The sequence below is a fragment of the Indibacter alkaliphilus LW1 genome, from assembly GCF_000295935.2.
GTDB lineage: Bacteria > Bacteroidota > Bacteroidia > Cytophagales > Cyclobacteriaceae > Indibacter > Indibacter alkaliphilus.
In genome coordinates, this window is record NZ_ALWO02000006.1 from 58,663 (window position 1) to 76,499 (window position 17,837).

Sequence of the window (17,837 nt, forward strand, 5' to 3'; positions counted from 1 at the left end):
TATACCTTTGGTGAAATAAAGTAGAAATATACTTCGTGAAATAAGATAGAAACTGGAGATTTAGCGGAAGTCCCGAGAGCGGAGCGATTCGGGATATGCTTCGCTGAAATAAGATAGAAATATAGCTCTACCTACGGCAGACAGGTTCGCTGAAATATGCTTCGCGAAATATTTATCCCCCTGTTTCAATATATTTCAACTGTATTTCCACCGTATTTCTATTCTATAACTCAATCGCTCCAAATCCTTTCATTATAAGGAAATCCGCAAAAGTTCCGATTTCAGCCATATATCAATCATATTTCAACTTTATTTCTACCATATTTCTATAATATATTGTAAAACTTGTTTCCAAATAAGATCAAACCATGAACCAGTTATACCCCATCTTCCTCAAAGTTCACCAGCTCAATGTACTCTTGGTAGGGGGTGGATTTGTGGGGACAGAAAAGTTGAGTTTCCTGCTCAAGAGCAGTCCTAAAGCTCAGGTCACAGCGGTTTCCAAGGAGTTTAATGCTGAGTTTTTGGAATTGGCCGGGCAGGCAGCTAATGTGACCCTGATTCAGGATGCTTATGACGAAAAGTATCTGGGAGGAAAGCACCTTGTCATTGCTGCTACCAATTTCCCAGAGATCAATAAGCAAATTCATTACGAAGCCAAGGAAAGGTATATCCTGGTCAATGTAGCGGATACGCCCGAGCTCTGTGACTTTTATCTCGGTGGCATCGTGACCAAAGGAAATCTGAAAATCGCCATCAGCACCAATGGCAAATCCCCCACCACAGCTAAGCGTCTACGCCAAATGTTGGAAGAAGTACTTCCTGAAGAAATCGATGAACTATTAGAAAACCTCAACGCTTACCGAGATACCCTCAAGGGGGATTTTGAGTATAAGGTGAAGGCGATGAATGAAATTACAGGGATGCTGGTGGAGAAGAAGGGTTGACTTCAGAAGAGGATGGTTTTTGGCATTTTATTTTAAACCTAATCTCTTAATTCCCGTTCGAATCGAAAAATAGACTTTTAAAATTCCAGCGGTATGAAAAGATTTGTTTACACTTTAATTCTTTTTTCCATTGCCTCCTTTTCAGTCAGAGGACAGGATGGAATAGCAGGGATAAATTTCAATGCAGGTTTTCCTGTCGGTTCCTTTCAATCTGAAGTAGGAAACCAATTTTTTCCATCAATTAGCTTGAATTACCTGCACAAACTTTCAAATACTCCTATTTATGTAGGAGGTGAGTTTGGGTACATGTTGTATGGTACTGCTGTAGAAAGGAGCAACAATATCATCAATGGTACAGATCAGAATTTCAGAATTCGGAGAAATAACAATGCGGTAAATCTTTCAGCTGTTGTTCGCCTAATGCCGGATTTTGGAATTGGAGTCAAACCCTTCGTGGAAGGTCAGCTAGGTGGAATTCATACCTACACCCGATCCAAAGTTCGTGAAAACCGGCTGACCGAGCCTTTGTCATCAGGTACAGAGGTTTATGATTGGTCATTCCTGTATCAGTTGGGAGGGGGGATTATGGTTCCATTAGAAAAAAAGGGGGATGTTTTTCTGGAGCTGAGGGTCAATTACCTGCAAACAGGGCCTATGAATTTCCTCACCAGTCGGGATGCACTATATGACGATTTAGGTTCGGTGACACTCAATACAAGAAATGCTGCTTTTCAATTACTGTCGCCAAGTTTAGCTATTAAGATTATGCTTTAGATCTCTATCAGCCTAATCTTGAATGTTTTGGTGAAATAAATCACCTCAATTTTTTTTCAAGTCTCGAAAAGAGGTTAACTTAATAGTGCTTTAAGTAGTCATTATCTTTAGTTTTTAAATCTTTATTTTTATGGAATTCAAAGAGGATTTTCTTCAGGCTGTATGGAAATACCAGTATTTCGACAAGAATGGACTTCGCAGCAGTGATGGCCAAACTTTGGAAGTCAAAAAAATAGGACTTCACAACTTTTACCATGGTCCGGATTTTCTGGAGTCATGCATCAAAATCGGTGGTTTGGATCTTTTTGGACATGTGGAAGTTCATCGCAAAGCCTCTGATTGGAAAAACCATGAACATGATGCTGATACCCGGTACAATTCTGTAATCCTTCATGTGGTGTATGAAAACGACTCTGAAATCTTCAGAAATGACGGCACGAAAATTCCCACGCTAGAATTGAAAGGAAAAATCCTTTTGGATGTGGTTAGAAATTATGAAAAGCTGATCAGCTCGGGAGACGGTTTACTTTGCTCGGAATTTCTTCCGGAGATTTTACCAATACTGAAATTTTCCATGTTGGAAAAGGCTTTGGTAGAAAGACTGGAAGACAAATCAACCAGTGTCTTCCATATTCTGGAAGGTACAAAAGGAGATTGGGAAGAGACTAGCTACAGGTGGCTTTTCCAAAGTTTTGGCTTTAAAACAAACTCTCTTTCCATGCTGAGACTATCAGAAAGTATTCCGTATAGGACTCTTCAGAAGTTAAGCAATCATGCAAAGGGAATAGAAGCCATTCTTTTGGGACAGGCAGATTTACTACCTGAGCAACCTGTGGATGAATACTCTAAAGAATTGAAAAGTGAGTTTGAATTCTACATGAAAAAGTACGGCTTAAAGAAAACTGTATATTGCCAAGATTGGAAATTCATGGGAGTAAGGCCTCAAAATAATCCGGTCCTAAGGATTGTACAATTGGCAGCTTTTCTGAGTCAAAACAAAAACATTTTCAGTGAGGCCATTTATGAAAGTTCAAAGTTTGATGCCTTCAGACAACTTTTTACGATCGAAGTAAATCCATATTGGGAAAAACACTTAAGGCCTGGGGTTCCTGCTAATCAAAAACTCTCCAAAAAATTGAGTGAAAACACCATCCGTTTGCTTATGATCAATTTCGTAGTGCCGCTTTGGTTCAGCTATGGACGCTATATTGAAAACAGTCAATGGAAAGACAAGTGTTTTGACCTTTTGCAGGAATTAAAACCAGAGATCAATCATATTACAAAAAGGTTTAATGCTTACAACTGGATTTGTGAAAATGCCTTTGATAGTCAGGGAATGATTGGACTTTTCAACATGTATTGCATTCAAAAAAAGTGCATGGACTGCAAAATCGGTCATTCTCTTCTCAAGACAGCATCCGTTTAATTTTTGGTTAGGAGATTGATTTCCCGTACTTTTGCCATCCGATTAGACAAAAAGAAATGGATAAACCAGTAATAATTTTAGGAGCCAAAGGAATTGCACAGGCAGCATTGGAAATTTTCAATAGCAACGAGGTAGTAACTTATGGCTTTCTGGATGAAGACAAATCACTCCACGGGACTGAAATCAATGTAGTCCCCGTATTGGGTCACACCGAAGATGAAGGCTTTCTAAAGCTGATCGGAAAAAAGTGCGAGGCATTTGTAGCCGTAGATGATAACAAATACAGGGAGTTTTTGGTAAAAATGCTCAATGATGTCCGCAAAGTACAACCTGTAAATGCAATCCACAAGACCTCGTTTATTTCTTCAGATGCGGCTATCGGGCATGGCAATTTTATCAATTCCCGTGTAGGTTTAGGAACTGCTGTTAAAATGGGGAGTCATTGTATTTTACATACAGGAGCAATCATAGACCATCAGGCTGATCTGGGAGACTTCGTTCAAATAGGCGCCGGCTCTATTATCAATTCAGGTGTAAAGATTAGCAAAGGAGCCTTTGTAGGTTCAGGAGCAGTAATTGTTTCAGGAATATCCATCGGGAAAAACGCACGGGTTGGAGCAGGATCAGTTGTCATATCCGATGTGAAAGACGGCGAAACAGTCTTTGGCAATCCTGCAGCACCCATAAAGAAATAAAATTTCTTAAATTCATCAATAAAAAACCAGACACCCTGTCGGAAACAGGGCTTTAGTTATGGAAAATAAAGATTATAACGTCCTATTGTATTACTGTTATGCTCAGATCGAGGATCCTGAAGCTTACAGAGAAGAACATCACTTGTTCTGTATTGAAAATAACATTCGAGGCCGCATTATTGTCTCCCCGGAAGGACTAAATGGTACAGTTTCAGGTACCGAGAAAGACTGTCAGAAATACATGGACTATGTTCATTCTGACCCAAGGTTTGCCAAAACCGAATTTAAAATTGACACCCATGCAGGACATGCTTTTGCAAAAATCCATGTACGTGTCAAGCCTGAGATCGTACATAGCAGCTTGAGACATCTTGACCCCAATGTCAGAACGGGAAAACACTTGGAACCGGAAGAATTTAAAGCACTCAAGGATCAGGACGATGTGGTCATCTTGGATGTCAGATCCAATTATGAACACGAACTCGGCAGATTTAAAAATGCCATTACTTTGGATATAGATAATTTTAGGGACTTTCCGGAAAAAGTCAAAGAGTTGGAGCATTTTAAAAATAAAAAGGTTCTTACTTACTGTACAGGCGGCATCAAGTGCGAAAAGGCTTCTGCTTTCTTGTTGGAGCAAGGCTTTGATGACGTATATCAGCTTCATGGAGGAATTATCAAATACGGCATGGAGGCCGGAGGAGAGGATTTTGAAGGCAAGTGTTATGTATTTGACAATAGAATTGCAGTCGATGTCAACAAGGTAAACCCGAAGGTCATTTCAAAATGCCATGTTTGCGGTACTGAATCTGACCGTATGGTCAATTGTGCCAACCCTGTGTGTAATGAACACCTTCCCATTTGTGAAAAATGTGGATGGGAATTGGAAGGAGCTTGCTCTGTGGAATGTAAAGATCATCCGGAGAAAAGGCCTTATGACGGAACCGGCTATTACCAGAAGAACACAAATGGCTATAATCCATACAAAGGATTGATTAGAAAACAGGATAAGGAAAAAACTAAAAACATTATTCATGAATAATAGAATACCAGAATCTGAACTGATCATCAATCCTGATGGAAGCATCTATCATCTCAATTTGAAGCCAGAACATCTGGCTTCAACTGTTATTACTGTAGGCGACCCCGATCGTGTACAAAAGGTTTCTCAGTATTTTGATGAAGTGGAATTCACCATGTCCAAAAGGGAGTTTGTGACCCACACAGGAACCTACAATGGCAAGCGCATCACAGTAATGAGTACCGGAATGGGCACAGACAATATCGAGATATTTATGACAGAACTGGATGCTTTGGTTAATGTGGACCTGGCTACCCGGTTGCCCAAAGAACAACATACCAGTTTGGACATAATCCGAGTTGGGACCTCCGGTAGCATGCAAACTGACATTCCTGCAGGAGCCATGTTGGCTTCAGCATTTGGAATAGGCCTCGACACATTAATGGCCTTTTACAATACTGAATATTCGGAATTAGAATCACAAGTTGGGTTAAAAATTCAAGAGGAATTAGGTTTAAGTTTTCGTCCCTACTGCATAAAGGGGGCAGAAAAACTTTTAAAACAATTATCTGATGGATTGATTGTCGGCAACACAGTCACTTGTCCCGGTTTTTTTGCCCCTCAAGGCAGGCAGGTGAGATTGAAGCCAGCTATTCCGGATATTATTGAAAAACTCAGCAAAGTAAATGTAGAAAGTTTCGAACTGACCAATTTTGAAATGGAAACAGCAGGCTATTATGCAATGGGAAGACTGTTAGGCCATGAAGTGATGAGTTTGAATGCTATTGTAGCCAATAGAATTACGCACGAATTTGCTGAAAATTCGTACGAGATCGTGGACAAACTGATCAAACACACATTAAAAAAATTGGCGGGTTAATACCCGCCATTTTTCTGTCTAATCACCCATTATAAACTACTCTTTCAAAAAGTGTAGTATTTTCAATACTTACTGAATCCAAATCCAGTAATTCAATATTTTTAAGAAGCTTACAGAATATTTCCGAGCATTCCTGCCTACCTAAATAAGCTCCAAAGACCCTGTCTTTTTTACTTACCATGAATACTCTTTTGCTGTCAAAAATTCTGACCAGACTCTCCCAATCTGACATCATTAAAAGTTCATCTGACTTGCTGATAGACTGAATAATTTTGAAATCCCCAAAAGTAGAACTGATTTTCATAAGTGATTCTGAATTTGTAATATTCAAATATACTTTAAGCGTATTTGGCTATCAATAAGGGGAAACACGTATTTTTATCCAGTGACTGGTATTGTCTTAAAAAATGATCCCTTTGTTTTTTTGGGCCCAAACCAAGAGAGCGTTGTGCTTTTTATCCAGTTTCAACTTACTGATGATATTGCTTCTGTGCTTTTCAACTGTCCTTTCTGCTACAAAAAGCTTATCAGCGATAGCTGGCGTAGTAAGCCCATCTGCTATCAATCTCAAAATTTTCTTTTCTGAAGGGGTAAGAGAAGCACCTTGACTGACATTTTGTTTTTCTTCTTTACTTTTAAAAAGTTTTTCACTGAAATATTTCCTCCCTTGCTTTACCTCTTCTAAGCAATTGATTATCTCTTCCGTGGCAAAGTCTTTCAAAAGATAACCTGAAATATTGAGTGAGTCCGCTTGCTGAAATATAAAAAGCTCCTTGTGAAGAGTAAATAAAATAATTTTCGTCGGAATATTATCCCTTCCGCATGCCTTAGCTATTTCCAGGCCTGTCATCCCGGGCATTTCTAGGTCAAGAATCGCTATCCCTGGCTTTAACTCATTGATGGCTTCCCATGCTTCTCTCCCATTTTTGGCGGCAGCCGCAACCAAAAAGTCATTTTCTTCCAGAAAATCTTTAAGCCCTTTAAGCAACAAGGGATGATCATCTGCAATAACCAGTACCTCGTTCATGTCTATTTGTATAGGTAAAATGAAAATTTTGTTCCTTTGCCTTTTTCTGATTCTACCTTCATCGTCCCGTTGAGGCTTGCTGTTCGCTCTTTGAGCGTTTTCAAGCCCAAACTTCCGAAATCCTGATATTTTTCCGAAAAATCAAATCCAACACCATTATCCTCAATCGATAAACTGACCATATTTTTTTCCAAAACCACCAGTACCCGAACAGCTGAAGCTTGCGCATGTTTGATAATATTGTTGAAAACTTCCTGCACCATTCTAAAAACCTGAAGTTGCTCATTTTTGTCAAACAAATGATCCACATCGTCTATTTCAGAACTGATAAAAATCTCTGTCTCACCATCCAGATGCTCAAGCGTATTTTTGAGGGCTTGGGTCAGGCCAAGCTCTTCTAGCTGAAACGGGTGAAGAGACCTCGAAATACCCCTCAACTCTTCTATGGCTGAGTTTAACATTCCTGTAGCAGATGGGTCGGCGCTCATTGCAACTTTATTTTTGATCAGCAAAAGGCTTTGCCCTAAACCATCATGAAGATCCTTTGAGATTCGCTTTCGTTCCTCCTCCTGATAGACAAGCAAATCCCTGGAGAATTTCTCTTGCATTTCTTTTGCCTTAATCTGCGACTGTAAATTTTTGTAGAGATATAAAAACACCAAGCCCCCTATAATAAGCAGTGAAATCCCTATCATCCAGGCTAGTCTTTTTTGATTTACCAAGGTGATATTCTCGATCTCCAAAGATTTATTCACAAGCTCTCTTTCCTTTTTTTCAGTCTCATACAAAGTTTGATAATAAGCAAATGAGGTGGCTTTATTTACTGTAAATACTGAATCCTTTTTCTGGGTCCAAGATGAAAGGGCTTGGAAAGCTTCAGGATAATTACCCATCATTTTTAATAAATCAGCTTCAAATTCCAAAACATCAAGTTTGTCACTAAACTTATCCTCTGCATTAGCTTGCTCTTTGTACTCATCCAAATATATTCTAGCCCGGCTTAAGTCTCCGAAGTTTTTTTCACCCAGAAATCTTGACCTTAAAAAACTAATATCAAGGTATGAACCTTCTCCTATCCTTGAATCAAATATGCTATCAGCCCTTTGAAAATGAAATTCAAATTTCGGTTTATCCTTATCTCCAGCATAATGATTAGCCAAGGAGAGATTCAGAGCAACTTCAAGATGAGGGTCGTCCACCGCATTCAAATTCTCATAGACTTCTTTGAGAATCCTCAGGTTTTCTTCAGGATATCCTGCTTTTCTGTAAGTTCCGGCTCTATTGTACATCACAATAGCCCAATACTCCTTCTGATTTCGTTTCAAATGATTTTCCAAAAGTTTTAACCTGATCTTTTCAGATTCTTCCAGCATTCCATACTTGCTAAAAATAATACTCATACTGTTTTGGACATGATCAACATACTCCTCATCTCCCAAAAGCTCATAATACAAAGCGGCCAGCTGATAATCATTTACTGCGTTGATAAATTCCCCTTTAAAGTCCTTAGCTTGACCCCTGAAAAAAAGTGCATCTGCCACAAAAATCGAATCTTCTTCTGCAAATTGATTGATGGCATTGGTGTATTCCTCCACAGCCTCCTCAAACTGCCCCAAATCATAATAGGCCGCAGCATATTTCAAATAAACATTTCCACGCATCACTGAGGAAGAAATCCCGGGAACAAACTCTGTAGCCTTTTTCATAGTCTCCAAAGCCTGTTTGCCCCCATCAGCTGTCAATTGATAATATTGGAAAAGTTCTATAGACCACTTGGCAGCCTTATCCAAAGAATCCAAAGAGGCAGCATGCTGAATTGCATCAGGATAAAACTTCACGATCAAATCAGCATTATTAGGGTAAATCATAGGCAATAAGTCCTTATACAAGGCTAACCTATGATTATCAGAATCAGCAATTATCAGTTGATTGACTAGAGAATCAATGGACCTGTCCTGTGCTACGGACAATGTGTCAAAAAGAAAAAATACCCAAATTAAGGATAGTGATTTTTTGAAGAGTAATCGGGAGGGCATAGGTACTTCACAACATGTAAATCATTCGGAATCAATTCCAAATCACTAATTTATCCTTTTTTTGTTTAAGAAATATTCATTTTTCTTCCCGTTTGTGTAATAAATAGACTTTTTATCTACAAATAAGCCCGATAAATGTATATACACAGATTTCCGGAACAAACAGCCACCCCGAACGTTTTTTAAAGTGATGAGTTTTGTATGCGAGCCATGAATTTTATCAGTAGTTCATTTCAACAAATCAAGATTGGCAAACAGCACTCAACTTCCGAACAAATGATTAAATATTTATAAAATTACTTTCTTTTACGATTACCGCTTATAAATAAAGCCTTTAAAAACAGAATAAAATTCTGTATATTTAAGGTCTATTTCTTGAATAAACAATACTATGAAACCTATTTTAGCCTATTTATTTATCGCAACTTTTACCATGTGCACAATTGAAGTGTTCGGACAGGATTATTCAATTCGTGGCCGTGTTTTGGACCGTGACAAAGGAGGTGCAATGGAATTTGCTAATGTAGCATTATTAAGCCCTGCGGATTCGAGTCTCGTAACAGGAGGAATGACAGAATTGGACGGTACTTTCTCATTTCCGGCAGCTGCTGGAGATTATATTTTAAGGGTTGGATTTATTGGATATGAAAATTTCTTCAAAAATATTCAGGTTGGAGATAAAGAAACTTTAAATGTCGGCAATGTCAGGCTGAGAGCCGATGCTCAAAACTTGGAGGAAGTCACAGTACAAGGAGTTCAATCTATGTTTGAAAGTGATATTGACAAGCGAACATTCAATGTCGAAAACAGTATCGTTGCAGAGGGCGCTACTGCTACAGAATTATTGGAAACGCTACCATCCATACAAGTAGATGATGAGGGAGGTATTTCAATGAGGGGTAGTGGCAACATACTCATTTATATCAATGGAAGGCCGTCAAATTTATCAGGAGATGATGCAGAGAGCATTTTAGCCCAATTTCCAGCCAACAGTATCAAATCTGTTGAATTAATTACCAACCCTTCTTCAAGATATGATGCAGCCGGTGTCGGCGGTATCATTAATATTGTTTTGAAGAAAAATGAGAAAACAGGCTTAAATGGTCAGGCAAATGCCTCAATAGGCACAAGAGATAAATACACAGCTGGATTCAACCTGAATTATGGACTGGAAAAAATCAACATTTACGGGTCTTACAATTATCAGGACAGAAGGTTATTTAGAGAAGGTGAAGGGTTGAGGGAGTCGTTTATACCTAATGTTTCCCCATTCCTTGATCAGGATAATTATAGTGAAAGAGTTGATGTAAATCACCTTGTAAGGGGTGGTTTTGACTGGAACATTACAGACACTAAAACTTTTGGATTTTACGCGCAGGCAAATTTCAGGGACCGGTCCAGTTTTAATGATCTTAATCAGAGAAATTTAAACCAACAAAGACAACTTGACAGTCTTTTTGTCAGAAATAACAGAGACACCCGTACAAGTTATAATATTGAAACAGGGATCAATTACAATTGGGAAATAGATACTTTGGGACAAAGGTTATTTACTTCTATATCTTATTCTTATGATGACAGATTCCAAGATGAGTTTTACGATCAGAGTTTTTTCAACCAATTCAATCAAGAAGTCCCGGACAATAGATTGATACAAATCAATGAGAGACCACAATGGAGCTCACTTTATGTATTGCAGGCTGATTATGAGAAGCCATTTTCTGATGGTGGTAAATTTGAAACTGGGCTGAAAGGAACATTTGGTGTTTGGGATAGAGGTCAGGATTTTTTCCAGGGCGATCAAACCACTGAGTTTGAACCGGTATTAGACGACAGGTTCAGTGATGGTTTTAATTTCAAGGAAGATGTCTATGCTGCTTATGCCGCCTACAAAAATAAAATCGGAAAACTTGGCTATCAAGGTGGTCTGAGAGGTGAGTACACAGAAACAATCTCAGTACAAGAAAGCAACCAAAATGTAGTGGTCAATAACTATTTCAACCTATTCCCCTCATTATACCTTTCTTACGATCTTGGAAATGAAGAGGAATTTACAGCAAACTACAGCCGAAGGATTTCAAGACCAAATATTTGGGCATTGGCTCCGCTTTTCAGAGTAGCTGATTTGTACAACCTGAGTGTTGGGAATCCATTTCTACAACCTGAACTTACTGATAGTTATGAGGTAGGATATATGAAAGGATGGGAAAGGTATTTGATGAACGCAACAGTTTACCATAGATTCTCTACAGATATTCTGACAAGAGTAGTCAGAATAGATGATAGCAATGTGGCTGTTCAAACCCGTGAAAATGCCAATAGTAGAAGCGCAACAGGTTTTGAATTGGTCAACCAAATTCAGGTCACTGACTGGTTTGATGCAACTTTAACAGGAAACTTTTTTTATTCTGAAATATTCGGTGACAACATTGAGGAGGGATTCAATAATTCCAACTTCAGTTGGACTGTTTCTTTACTGGCTAATATGTCCATACCTAAATTTGCTACTGTACAGATTCAGGGTAACTACAGAGGACCTATAGTACTTCCACAGGGTGAAATAGAACCGCTTTGGGGAATAAACGCCGGTATCAGAAAAAATATCTTGAATAACAGAGCAACTATCTCAGCAAATGTCAGTGACATTTTCAATACAAGGATATTTAGGATAAGAACCGAAGATGCAAGATTTGTTCAGGACAGAATGTTCAACCGGGAAACAAGAATAGGTACACTTTCCTTTACCTGGAGATTTGGAGGATTTAAAGACAGAAATGGTAGAGGTGAAAGAGAAGAATATGATGAGGATATGGATTTTTAATCCTATCCCTTGCAATATACCGATGCCCATCCGAGATTGGATGGGCATTTTTTTTGAGACCCTTTATGAATAATCGCAGCTCAGTCAATTCCTTCCAGTTCACTCAATTCCAGCCAACGCATTTCAAATTCCTCCAAAGCTTCATCAACTTCCTGAATCCTGACTGACCAAGATGTAAGCACTTCGTGGTCATCATGACCTTGAGTGATTTTTTCAACCAGATAATCCTTTTCCTTACCAAGAGCTGCCATTTGTTTATTGATTTCCTCAAACTCTTTTTTATCCTTAAAAGTAGCCTTTAGCTTATCTTTCTGTGTCTCAGTTGTTACTACTTCCACCTTTTTCTCTTTGGCCAACGGCTGAATGAGATTTTTCTGCTCTTTCTCCCATTCTCTCAGGTCAGTATAATTTCCAGGGAAGTCCTTGATACTTCCTTGACCTTCAAAAACAAATAAATGCTCAACCAATCTGTCCATAAAATACCTGTCGTGGGAGACGATAATCAGACATCCTGGAAAGTTGTCCAAAAATTCTTCCAGCGTATTCAATGTGACAATATCCAGGTCATTGGTAGGCTCATCCAGGATGAGAAAGTTTGGGCTTTTGATCAGCACCATAAGCAATTGAAGCCTTCTCCTTTCTCCACCGCTCAATTTGGCAATTGGCGTATGTTGCTGTTTTGGAGGAAAACCAAACTTATTTAAAAACTGTGCGACCGTGATGGTAGCCCCTCCTGCCACTGTGACGACTTCAGCAACCTCTTTGACAATATCAATCAGCCTCTTTTCTTCATCAAACCTGTCCTCTTCCTGCCGGTAGTATCCAATGGCCGTAGTTTGACCCATGGAAACTTTTCCAGAATCAGGCGTCAATAAACCTGTAATAAGGTTGAGAAAAGTGGTTTTACCCGCCCCATTTGGACCTACAATACCAATTTTATCTCCCTTTTTGAAGGTGTAGCTGAAATCCCGAATAAGCTGTTTTCCATCATAAGATTTATTCAGCTTTTCAATTTCAATAATCTTATTTCCTAGCCTCTGAGAAGTAACAGAAAGTTCGATTTCTCTTTCTTCTCTTTTCTGAAAAGCTTTTTCCTTGGTTTCTTCAAAAGCATCCACCCGGTATTTTGCTTTGGTACCTCTCGCTTTGGGTTGCCGGCGGATCCAGTCCAATTCCTTTTTGTACAGACTTTTTGCTTTTTCCTGCTCAGTGGCTTCCACTTCTCTGCGCTCAGCTTTCTTTTCCAGAAAATACCCGTAATTACCCTGATATCTGTACACATTTCCCTGATCAAGTTCTAGGATCTGATTGGTCACTTTTTCCAAAAAATACCGGTCATGGGTGACCATAAAAAGGGCTAAGTTTGCCTTGGACAAGTATTCCTCCAACCACTCAATGGTTTCGAGATCCAAATGGTTGGTAGGCTCATCCAATAGCAACAGATCAGGTTTTTCCAGAATAGCCTTAGCCAAAGCCACCCTTTTTCTCTGCCCACCGCTAAGATTCCCCACTTGCATTTCCGTATCATGAAGTCCTAACCTACCCAATACTTCTTTTATCTGATATTCATAATCCCAGGCTTGGAGCTGATCCATTTTTTCAAAGATCTTCTGCATTTCCGAAGCATTGTCAATTCCGTTCTCGGAATCAAGCATGGCTTTTTGATAAGCTTCAATGACTTTCAGGGTTTCATTTTCACTTCCGTCAAAAATGGTCTGAAAAATGGAGAGCGAACCAGAGAAGACCGGGTTTTGGTGTACATAGGAGATTTTAACCTGCTGGTTGATGGCTATATCACCGGCATCTGCCACTTCTATACCCATGATGATTTTCATCAGGGTAGATTTGCCAGCTCCATTGATCCCGACCAAGGCTACTTTTTCTCCTTGATTAATGCCAAAAGAAATATTTGTAAAAAGCCTTCTTTCTCCGAAGGACTTACTTAGATTGTCTACTGAAAGGTAATTCATGCCGCAAAGATATACCTTTATTTAGCCATTGGGAACCCCACAGCAGATATTGAAAAAAATATCCCAAGCTGAAAACCGGGATTTCTTACAAATCAAATAGAATTTTGACGTATACTTTGAAATTATTTTGACCCTAAAAGTACTTTGATTCCCTCTATAATCTGCTTTAGGCCTTCTTTAAAATGAAAAGCTGATTCATTAATGTTAGGCTCATACTCCTCTTTTTTTTCATTGTATAGCTTCTCTACTTTTTCTTTTCCTTTTTGATATTCTTTTTCTAAAGTAGTACGCTTTTCTTTAAGGTCCTTGATTTTCTTTTCAATTTCATCTTTTGCCTCACCTCCTGCTTCCTTACCTTTCTCGATTAATTCCTCTATTTTAGTACCGATTTCCTTAAGAATGGATTCAACTTCATCAAAGCCCGACTTTTTATTTGCCATAGATATAATGATTTAATTTAAATTCATAAAAATATGATAAACAATATAGTAACTAAGCTCCAAACTACCAGTAAATTAAAGTATAAATTGTTTGAAAACACGGCTCATTTATTCATAGAGCTGGAGCAAGTTTGTCTGCAAATAGCTGGTGAAATAAGCCAAAAAGACAAAAGTGAAAAAGCAATCCCTATCAAAGTGGAAAAAATTAATGACTATGAATTTAACTTTCGGGTAGGTGGAGATGTCCTGATTTTCATCCTTCAAAGCAACATAGTCAAATTGTCAGATGACACCTACCTTGCCAAATCAAAGTACCTAAAAAGTGATGATAATCTGAAATACTTCGGGCAGATTTTGATCTATAACTTCCTTAGTGACACCCTGACTTTTGGGCGATTGGACGACCTGGGATACCTTTTGGGGAGAGTGCTGCTCAATATGGAAAACAAGTTTTTTCTAGAAGGTGACCGCAAGGTGGTATTCAACTTTCCCGAACTCAAGGAAAATCCTGTCACTCCCGAAAAAATGCGGGCTTTGGTAGAACAGTTGATTTTATCAGCTTTGGACAATGATCTGCTAGCTCCTGCATTTCAGGACATCATGGTGATCAATTACCATCAAAAATTGGAGCATACTTCAAGTATGGGGAACCCCAAAAAGATCGGCTTTGATTTTTTTGCAAAAAATCGGGAGTAACTAGTCCTCTTCTACAGTCTCTGAAGTCTGGGTTTGTTTTTCATACAACTCGGCATAAACACCTTTTTTCTCCAAGAGCACTTCATGCGTACCTTGTTCTACGAGCTTACCATCATCCAACACGATGATTTTATCTGCCAGTTTTGCGGAAGAAACCCGGTGTGAAATAATGATAGAAGTTCTCTTGATCATAATTTCTTTCAGGGCATTCAGAATGGCATTTTCAGTTTTGGTATCAACAGCAGATAAGCAGTCGTCCAACAATAGAATACTGGGTTCTTTGGCGATTGCCCTCGCAATGGAAACACGTTGTTTTTGTCCCCCTGAAAGGGTGATCCCTCTTTCCCCAAGTCGGGTTTCAAAGCCATTTGGAAAGTCTATGATATTGGTATAGACATCGGCATCTTTTGCTGCTTTTTCTACCACACCTTCCGGTATAGTATCCAAGCCAAAACCTATATTGTTGCCAATAGTATCGCTAAATAAAAAGACATCCTGAGGGACATAGCCTATTTGCTTCCTCAAAGCAGCAATATCGTATGCCTTTATATCCTTCCCGTCAATCAATATTTCTCCTGAATCAGGATCATACATCCTCATAAGAAGGTTTGCAATGGTTGATTTACCAGAACCAGTGGTACCAATGATTGCAAGTGATTCTCCTGAATTTATAGAAAAGCTAATCTGATCAAGTGCTTTGATTCCTGAATCAGGATACACAAAGCTTATATTTTTGACCTCAAGATCTCCTTTGATGAAAGTATCCAAGCCTTCACTGCTGACTATTTCATTTTCCACATCTAAAAACTCGTTGATCCTTGCCTGAGAAGCGGCTGCTCTTTGAATGATACTTGTAACCCAACCTAAAGAGGTGACAGGCCAGGTAAGCATATTTACATACAAAATAAATTCTGCAATCACACCATACCCAATGGTCCCTTCTATCACCTGAATTCCGCCTATGTATACAGTAAGTATGGTACTGACACCTATCAATGCCAGGATCAGTGGAAAAAACAATGCCTGTACCATTGTCAGTCTGATCGACTTGTCTTTATAGTCCAAGCTAGCTTCCTTAAATTGCCTGGAGCTGTCTTCTTCTCTTACAAAAGCTTTAAGAACTCTAATTCCTGAAAAAGCCTCCTGAACAAAAGTGCTCAGACCTGAAAGGCTTCTTTGAATTTTTTCTGACCTTTCGTTGATCAGGTTATTTACAAAATAAATGCTGACAGAAAGCACAGGTAATGGCAACAAGGAATAAAGTGTCAGCTCCACATTAACACTGAGCATGTATCCGATGACCATTGGAAAAAGAATCAAAAGGTTCAGACCATACATGATGGCAGGACCCAAATACATCCTGACACGACTTACATCCTCTGTGATCCTTGCCATGAGGTCCCCTGTACTGTTCCTTCTGTAAAAGCTCAAAGGCAGGTTTTGATAGTGCTCAAAGATTTCATTTTTCATGTCATATTCTATCAATCGCGACATGATGATGATGGTCTGCCTGATAAGAAATAAGAAAAATCCTCTCAAAAGAGCCATGACGAGTATGAGTACTCCAAAAATGAGTATGTACTTTAAAAATAAACTTCGGGCAAAAATGCCTATAGCCTCACCTTCAATTACTTGAAAATAAGAAAAACTTTCAACCACATAATCTATGGCAATTCTGACCAACTGAGCAGGAATAATTACAAAAAAATTGGAAATGACAGTAAATATAATCCCCAAGAGAATATATCCCTTGTATTTAAGCAGGTACTTATTGAGCCGTAATAGGGGTTTCACAGAAGAAAAGTTTTTAAATCACTTGATAAGTTTTTTATTACTCTATTAATTGCATTAGCAAAGGCCAAACAAAATATATAATTTTGCGGCACTGTCTTTCAATACAGTAATCCCAAATATAACACAATTAAAAATTCCAAGTTCACATGGTAGATTTAAATACTGAGGAAAAAGTGAGGGAAGGCTCCATTTATGGACAGATCACCTCACTTGGGCATGAGCAATTGGTCATATGTTATGACGAACCTACAGGGCTCAAGGCAATCATAGGAATTCACAATACAGTTCTTGGTCCAGCTTTGGGTGGAACCAGAATGTGGAATTACGCTTCTGAAGCAGAAGCAATTACCGACGTCCTCAGGCTTTCCAGAGGAATGACTTTCAAAGCTGCCATTTCCGGGTTGAACCTGGGCGGTGGTAAGGCTGTGATCATTGGAGACCCCAAATTAAAAAATGAAGCCTACCTCAGAAGGTTTGGAAGATTTATCAACAGCCTCGGAGGAAGATACATCACCGCGGAAGATGTAAACATGAAAACCAGTGATATGGAATATATCGCTATGGAAACCAAGTATGTAACCGGACTTCCTGAGGTAAAAGGAGGAGGCGGAGATCCCTCCCCTGTCACTGCTTATGGTACTTATTTGGGAATGAAGGCAGCTGCAAAAAAAGCCTATGGATCTGATAGCCTTACGGGTAAAAAAGTAGCCGTACAGGGTATAGGTCAAGTAGGAAAATACCTCGTAGAGCACTTAGTGAAGGAAAGGGCTGAAGTTTTCATTACTGATATCTTTGAAGACAGACTGAAAGTAGTAGCCAAAGAAACTGGAGCTGTTGTAGTGGACCCCAGTGTCATATATGATATTGATATGGACATTTACGCTCCATGTGCACTTGGAGCCACAGTCAATGATCAGACTATTGATAGATTAAAATGTCAGATCATCGCTGGAGCAGCCAATAACCAACTTCAGGATGAGGAAAAGCATGGAAAAGCACTTCTGGAAAAAGGAATAGTTTATGCACCTGACTTCTTGATCAATGCAGGTGGCCTGATCAATGTCTACGCGGAATATGTAGGAGGTTACAACAGAGAGTTGACTTACTTACACGCTGATAAAATCTATGACATTTGCTCAGCAATTCTTGACAAATCAGAAAAAGAGCAGATCCCTGCGCAAGAAGCAGCTATAGAAATGGCTTGGAACAGAATAGAATCCATGGGCAAGGTAAAATTGCCTTACTGATAAAACCAAACAATCAAAAGACCACCTGAGGAGGAACTTTGTTCTGAGGCAGGTGGTTTTTGA

At 39.0% G+C, this 17,837-nt stretch carries 15 protein-coding genes; 9 read left to right on the plus strand and 6 right to left on the minus strand.

Annotated features, from left to right (window positions below):
* Nucleotides 1-368: 368 nt before the first annotated feature.
* From A33Q_RS01000 to A33Q_RS01025, 6 genes are all read left to right on the plus strand, one after another.
* The gene (locus A33Q_RS01000) at nt 369-947 is read left to right on the plus strand and encodes a precorrin-2 dehydrogenase/sirohydrochlorin ferrochelatase family protein (protein ID WP_009035145.1); all 579 of its coding nucleotides are present in this window, start codon (nt 369-371) and stop codon (nt 945-947) included.
* A gap of 93 nt (nt 948-1,040) precedes the next feature.
* Complete coding sequence (locus A33Q_RS01005) at nt 1,041-1,721, plus strand: hypothetical protein (protein WP_009035146.1); 681 nt, start codon at nt 1,041-1,043, stop codon at nt 1,719-1,721.
* Between the two features lie 130 nt (nt 1,722-1,851).
* Nucleotides 1,852-3,147 carry a DUF2851 family protein gene (locus A33Q_RS01010; protein WP_009035147.1) on the plus strand — a complete coding sequence of 432 codons (1,296 nt, stop codon included), beginning with the start codon at nt 1,852-1,854 and terminating at the stop codon, nt 3,145-3,147.
* A 56-nt stretch (nt 3,148-3,203) separates the two neighbouring features.
* The gene (locus tag A33Q_RS01015) at nt 3,204-3,842 is read left to right on the plus strand and encodes an acetyltransferase (RefSeq protein ID WP_009035148.1); all 639 of its coding nucleotides are present in this window, start codon (nt 3,204-3,206) and stop codon (nt 3,840-3,842) included.
* A gap of 58 nt (nt 3,843-3,900) precedes the next feature.
* On the plus strand, nt 3,901-4,884 hold the full coding sequence (trhO, locus tag A33Q_RS01020; protein WP_016254459.1) for an oxygen-dependent tRNA uridine(34) hydroxylase TrhO: 984 nt from the start codon (nt 3,901-3,903) through the stop codon (nt 4,882-4,884).
* The gene (locus tag A33Q_RS01025; protein ID WP_016254460.1) at nt 4,877-5,743 is read left to right on the plus strand and encodes a nucleoside phosphorylase; all 867 of its coding nucleotides are present in this window, start codon (nt 4,877-4,879) and stop codon (nt 5,741-5,743) included. Before trhO ends, A33Q_RS01025 begins: the two co-directional genes overlap by 8 nt.
* Nucleotides 5,744-5,765: 22 nt before the next feature.
* On the opposite strand, the gene A33Q_RS01030 is transcribed toward A33Q_RS01025, so the two are convergent.
* From A33Q_RS01030 to A33Q_RS01040, 3 genes are all read right to left on the minus strand, one after another.
* Nucleotides 5,766-6,047 (minus strand): hypothetical protein, encoded by a 282-nt coding sequence (locus tag A33Q_RS01030; protein WP_009035150.1) that lies wholly within the window; start codon nt 6,045-6,047, stop codon nt 5,766-5,768.
* Nucleotides 6,048-6,143: 96 nt separating this feature from the next.
* Nucleotides 6,144-6,770: a response regulator gene (locus tag A33Q_RS01035; RefSeq protein ID WP_009035151.1), complete on the minus strand. Its 627-nt coding sequence runs from the start codon at nt 6,768-6,770 to the stop codon at nt 6,144-6,146.
* Between the two features lie 2 nt (nt 6,771-6,772).
* The gene (locus tag A33Q_RS01040; protein WP_009035152.1) at nt 6,773-8,806 is read right to left on the minus strand and encodes a tetratricopeptide repeat-containing sensor histidine kinase; all 2,034 of its coding nucleotides are present in this window, start codon (nt 8,804-8,806) and stop codon (nt 6,773-6,775) included.
* Between the two features lie 391 nt (nt 8,807-9,197).
* Between A33Q_RS01040 and A33Q_RS01045 the strand changes: the two genes are divergently transcribed.
* Nucleotides 9,198-11,627 (plus strand): TonB-dependent receptor domain-containing protein, encoded by a 2,430-nt coding sequence (locus A33Q_RS01045; protein WP_009035153.1) that lies wholly within the window; start codon nt 9,198-9,200, stop codon nt 11,625-11,627.
* A gap of 80 nt (nt 11,628-11,707) precedes the next feature.
* Here the strand turns inward: A33Q_RS01045 and A33Q_RS01050 are convergent, their stop codons facing one another.
* A complete protein-coding gene (locus A33Q_RS01050; RefSeq protein WP_009035154.1) occupies nt 11,708-13,597 on the minus strand; it encodes an ABC-F family ATP-binding cassette domain-containing protein in 1,890 nt (629 codons plus the stop codon).
* 122 nt (nt 13,598-13,719) lie between these two features.
* Complete coding sequence (locus tag A33Q_RS01055; protein WP_009035155.1) at nt 13,720-14,037, minus strand: hypothetical protein; 318 nt, start codon at nt 14,035-14,037, stop codon at nt 13,720-13,722.
* A 33-nt stretch (nt 14,038-14,070) separates the two neighbouring features.
* Between A33Q_RS01055 and A33Q_RS01060 the strand changes: the two genes are divergently transcribed.
* Nucleotides 14,071-14,733: a hypothetical protein gene (locus A33Q_RS01060; protein ID WP_009035156.1), complete on the plus strand. Its 663-nt coding sequence runs from the start codon at nt 14,071-14,073 to the stop codon at nt 14,731-14,733.
* On the opposite strand, the gene A33Q_RS01065 is transcribed toward A33Q_RS01060, so the two are convergent.
* Nucleotides 14,734-16,527: an ABC transporter ATP-binding protein gene (locus A33Q_RS01065; RefSeq protein ID WP_009035157.1), complete on the minus strand. Its 1,794-nt coding sequence runs from the start codon at nt 16,525-16,527 to the stop codon at nt 14,734-14,736.
* 146 nt (nt 16,528-16,673) lie between these two features.
* On the opposite strand from A33Q_RS01065, the gene A33Q_RS01070 reads away from it, so the two are divergent.
* Nucleotides 16,674-17,774 carry a Glu/Leu/Phe/Val family dehydrogenase gene (locus tag A33Q_RS01070; protein WP_009035158.1) on the plus strand — a complete coding sequence of 367 codons (1,101 nt, stop codon included), beginning with the start codon at nt 16,674-16,676 and terminating at the stop codon, nt 17,772-17,774.
* Nucleotides 17,775-17,837 lie beyond the last annotated feature (63 nt).

Coding starts and splice junctions, on each gene's coding strand:
- A33Q_RS01050 (WP_009035154.1), bottom strand. CDS start 13,597: ATGAATTACCTTTCAGTAGACAATCTAAGTAAGTCCTTCGGAGAAAGA.
- A33Q_RS01045 (WP_009035153.1), top strand. CDS start 9,198: ATGAAACCTATTTTAGCCTATTTATTTATCGCAACTTTTACCATGTGC.
- A33Q_RS01005 (WP_009035146.1), top strand. CDS start 1,041: ATGAAAAGATTTGTTTACACTTTAATTCTTTTTTCCATTGCCTCCTTT.
- A33Q_RS01055 (WP_009035155.1), bottom strand. CDS start 14,037: ATGGCAAATAAAAAGTCGGGCTTTGATGAAGTTGAATCCATTCTTAAG.
- A33Q_RS01040 (WP_009035152.1), bottom strand. CDS start 8,806: ATGCCCTCCCGATTACTCTTCAAAAAATCACTATCCTTAATTTGGGTA.
- A33Q_RS01025 (WP_016254460.1), top strand. CDS start 4,877: ATGAATAATAGAATACCAGAATCTGAACTGATCATCAATCCTGATGGA.
- A33Q_RS01000 (WP_009035145.1), top strand. CDS start 369: ATGAACCAGTTATACCCCATCTTCCTCAAAGTTCACCAGCTCAATGTA.
- A33Q_RS01010 (WP_009035147.1), top strand. CDS start 1,852: ATGGAATTCAAAGAGGATTTTCTTCAGGCTGTATGGAAATACCAGTAT.
- A33Q_RS01070 (WP_009035158.1), top strand. CDS start 16,674: ATGGTAGATTTAAATACTGAGGAAAAAGTGAGGGAAGGCTCCATTTAT.
- A33Q_RS01015 (WP_009035148.1), top strand. CDS start 3,204: ATGGATAAACCAGTAATAATTTTAGGAGCCAAAGGAATTGCACAGGCA.
- A33Q_RS01030 (WP_009035150.1), bottom strand. CDS start 6,047: ATGAAAATCAGTTCTACTTTTGGGGATTTCAAAATTATTCAGTCTATC.
- A33Q_RS01060 (WP_009035156.1), top strand. CDS start 14,071: ATGATAAACAATATAGTAACTAAGCTCCAAACTACCAGTAAATTAAAG.
- trhO (WP_016254459.1), top strand. CDS start 3,901: ATGGAAAATAAAGATTATAACGTCCTATTGTATTACTGTTATGCTCAG.
- A33Q_RS01035 (WP_009035151.1), bottom strand. CDS start 6,770: ATGAACGAGGTACTGGTTATTGCAGATGATCATCCCTTGTTGCTTAAA.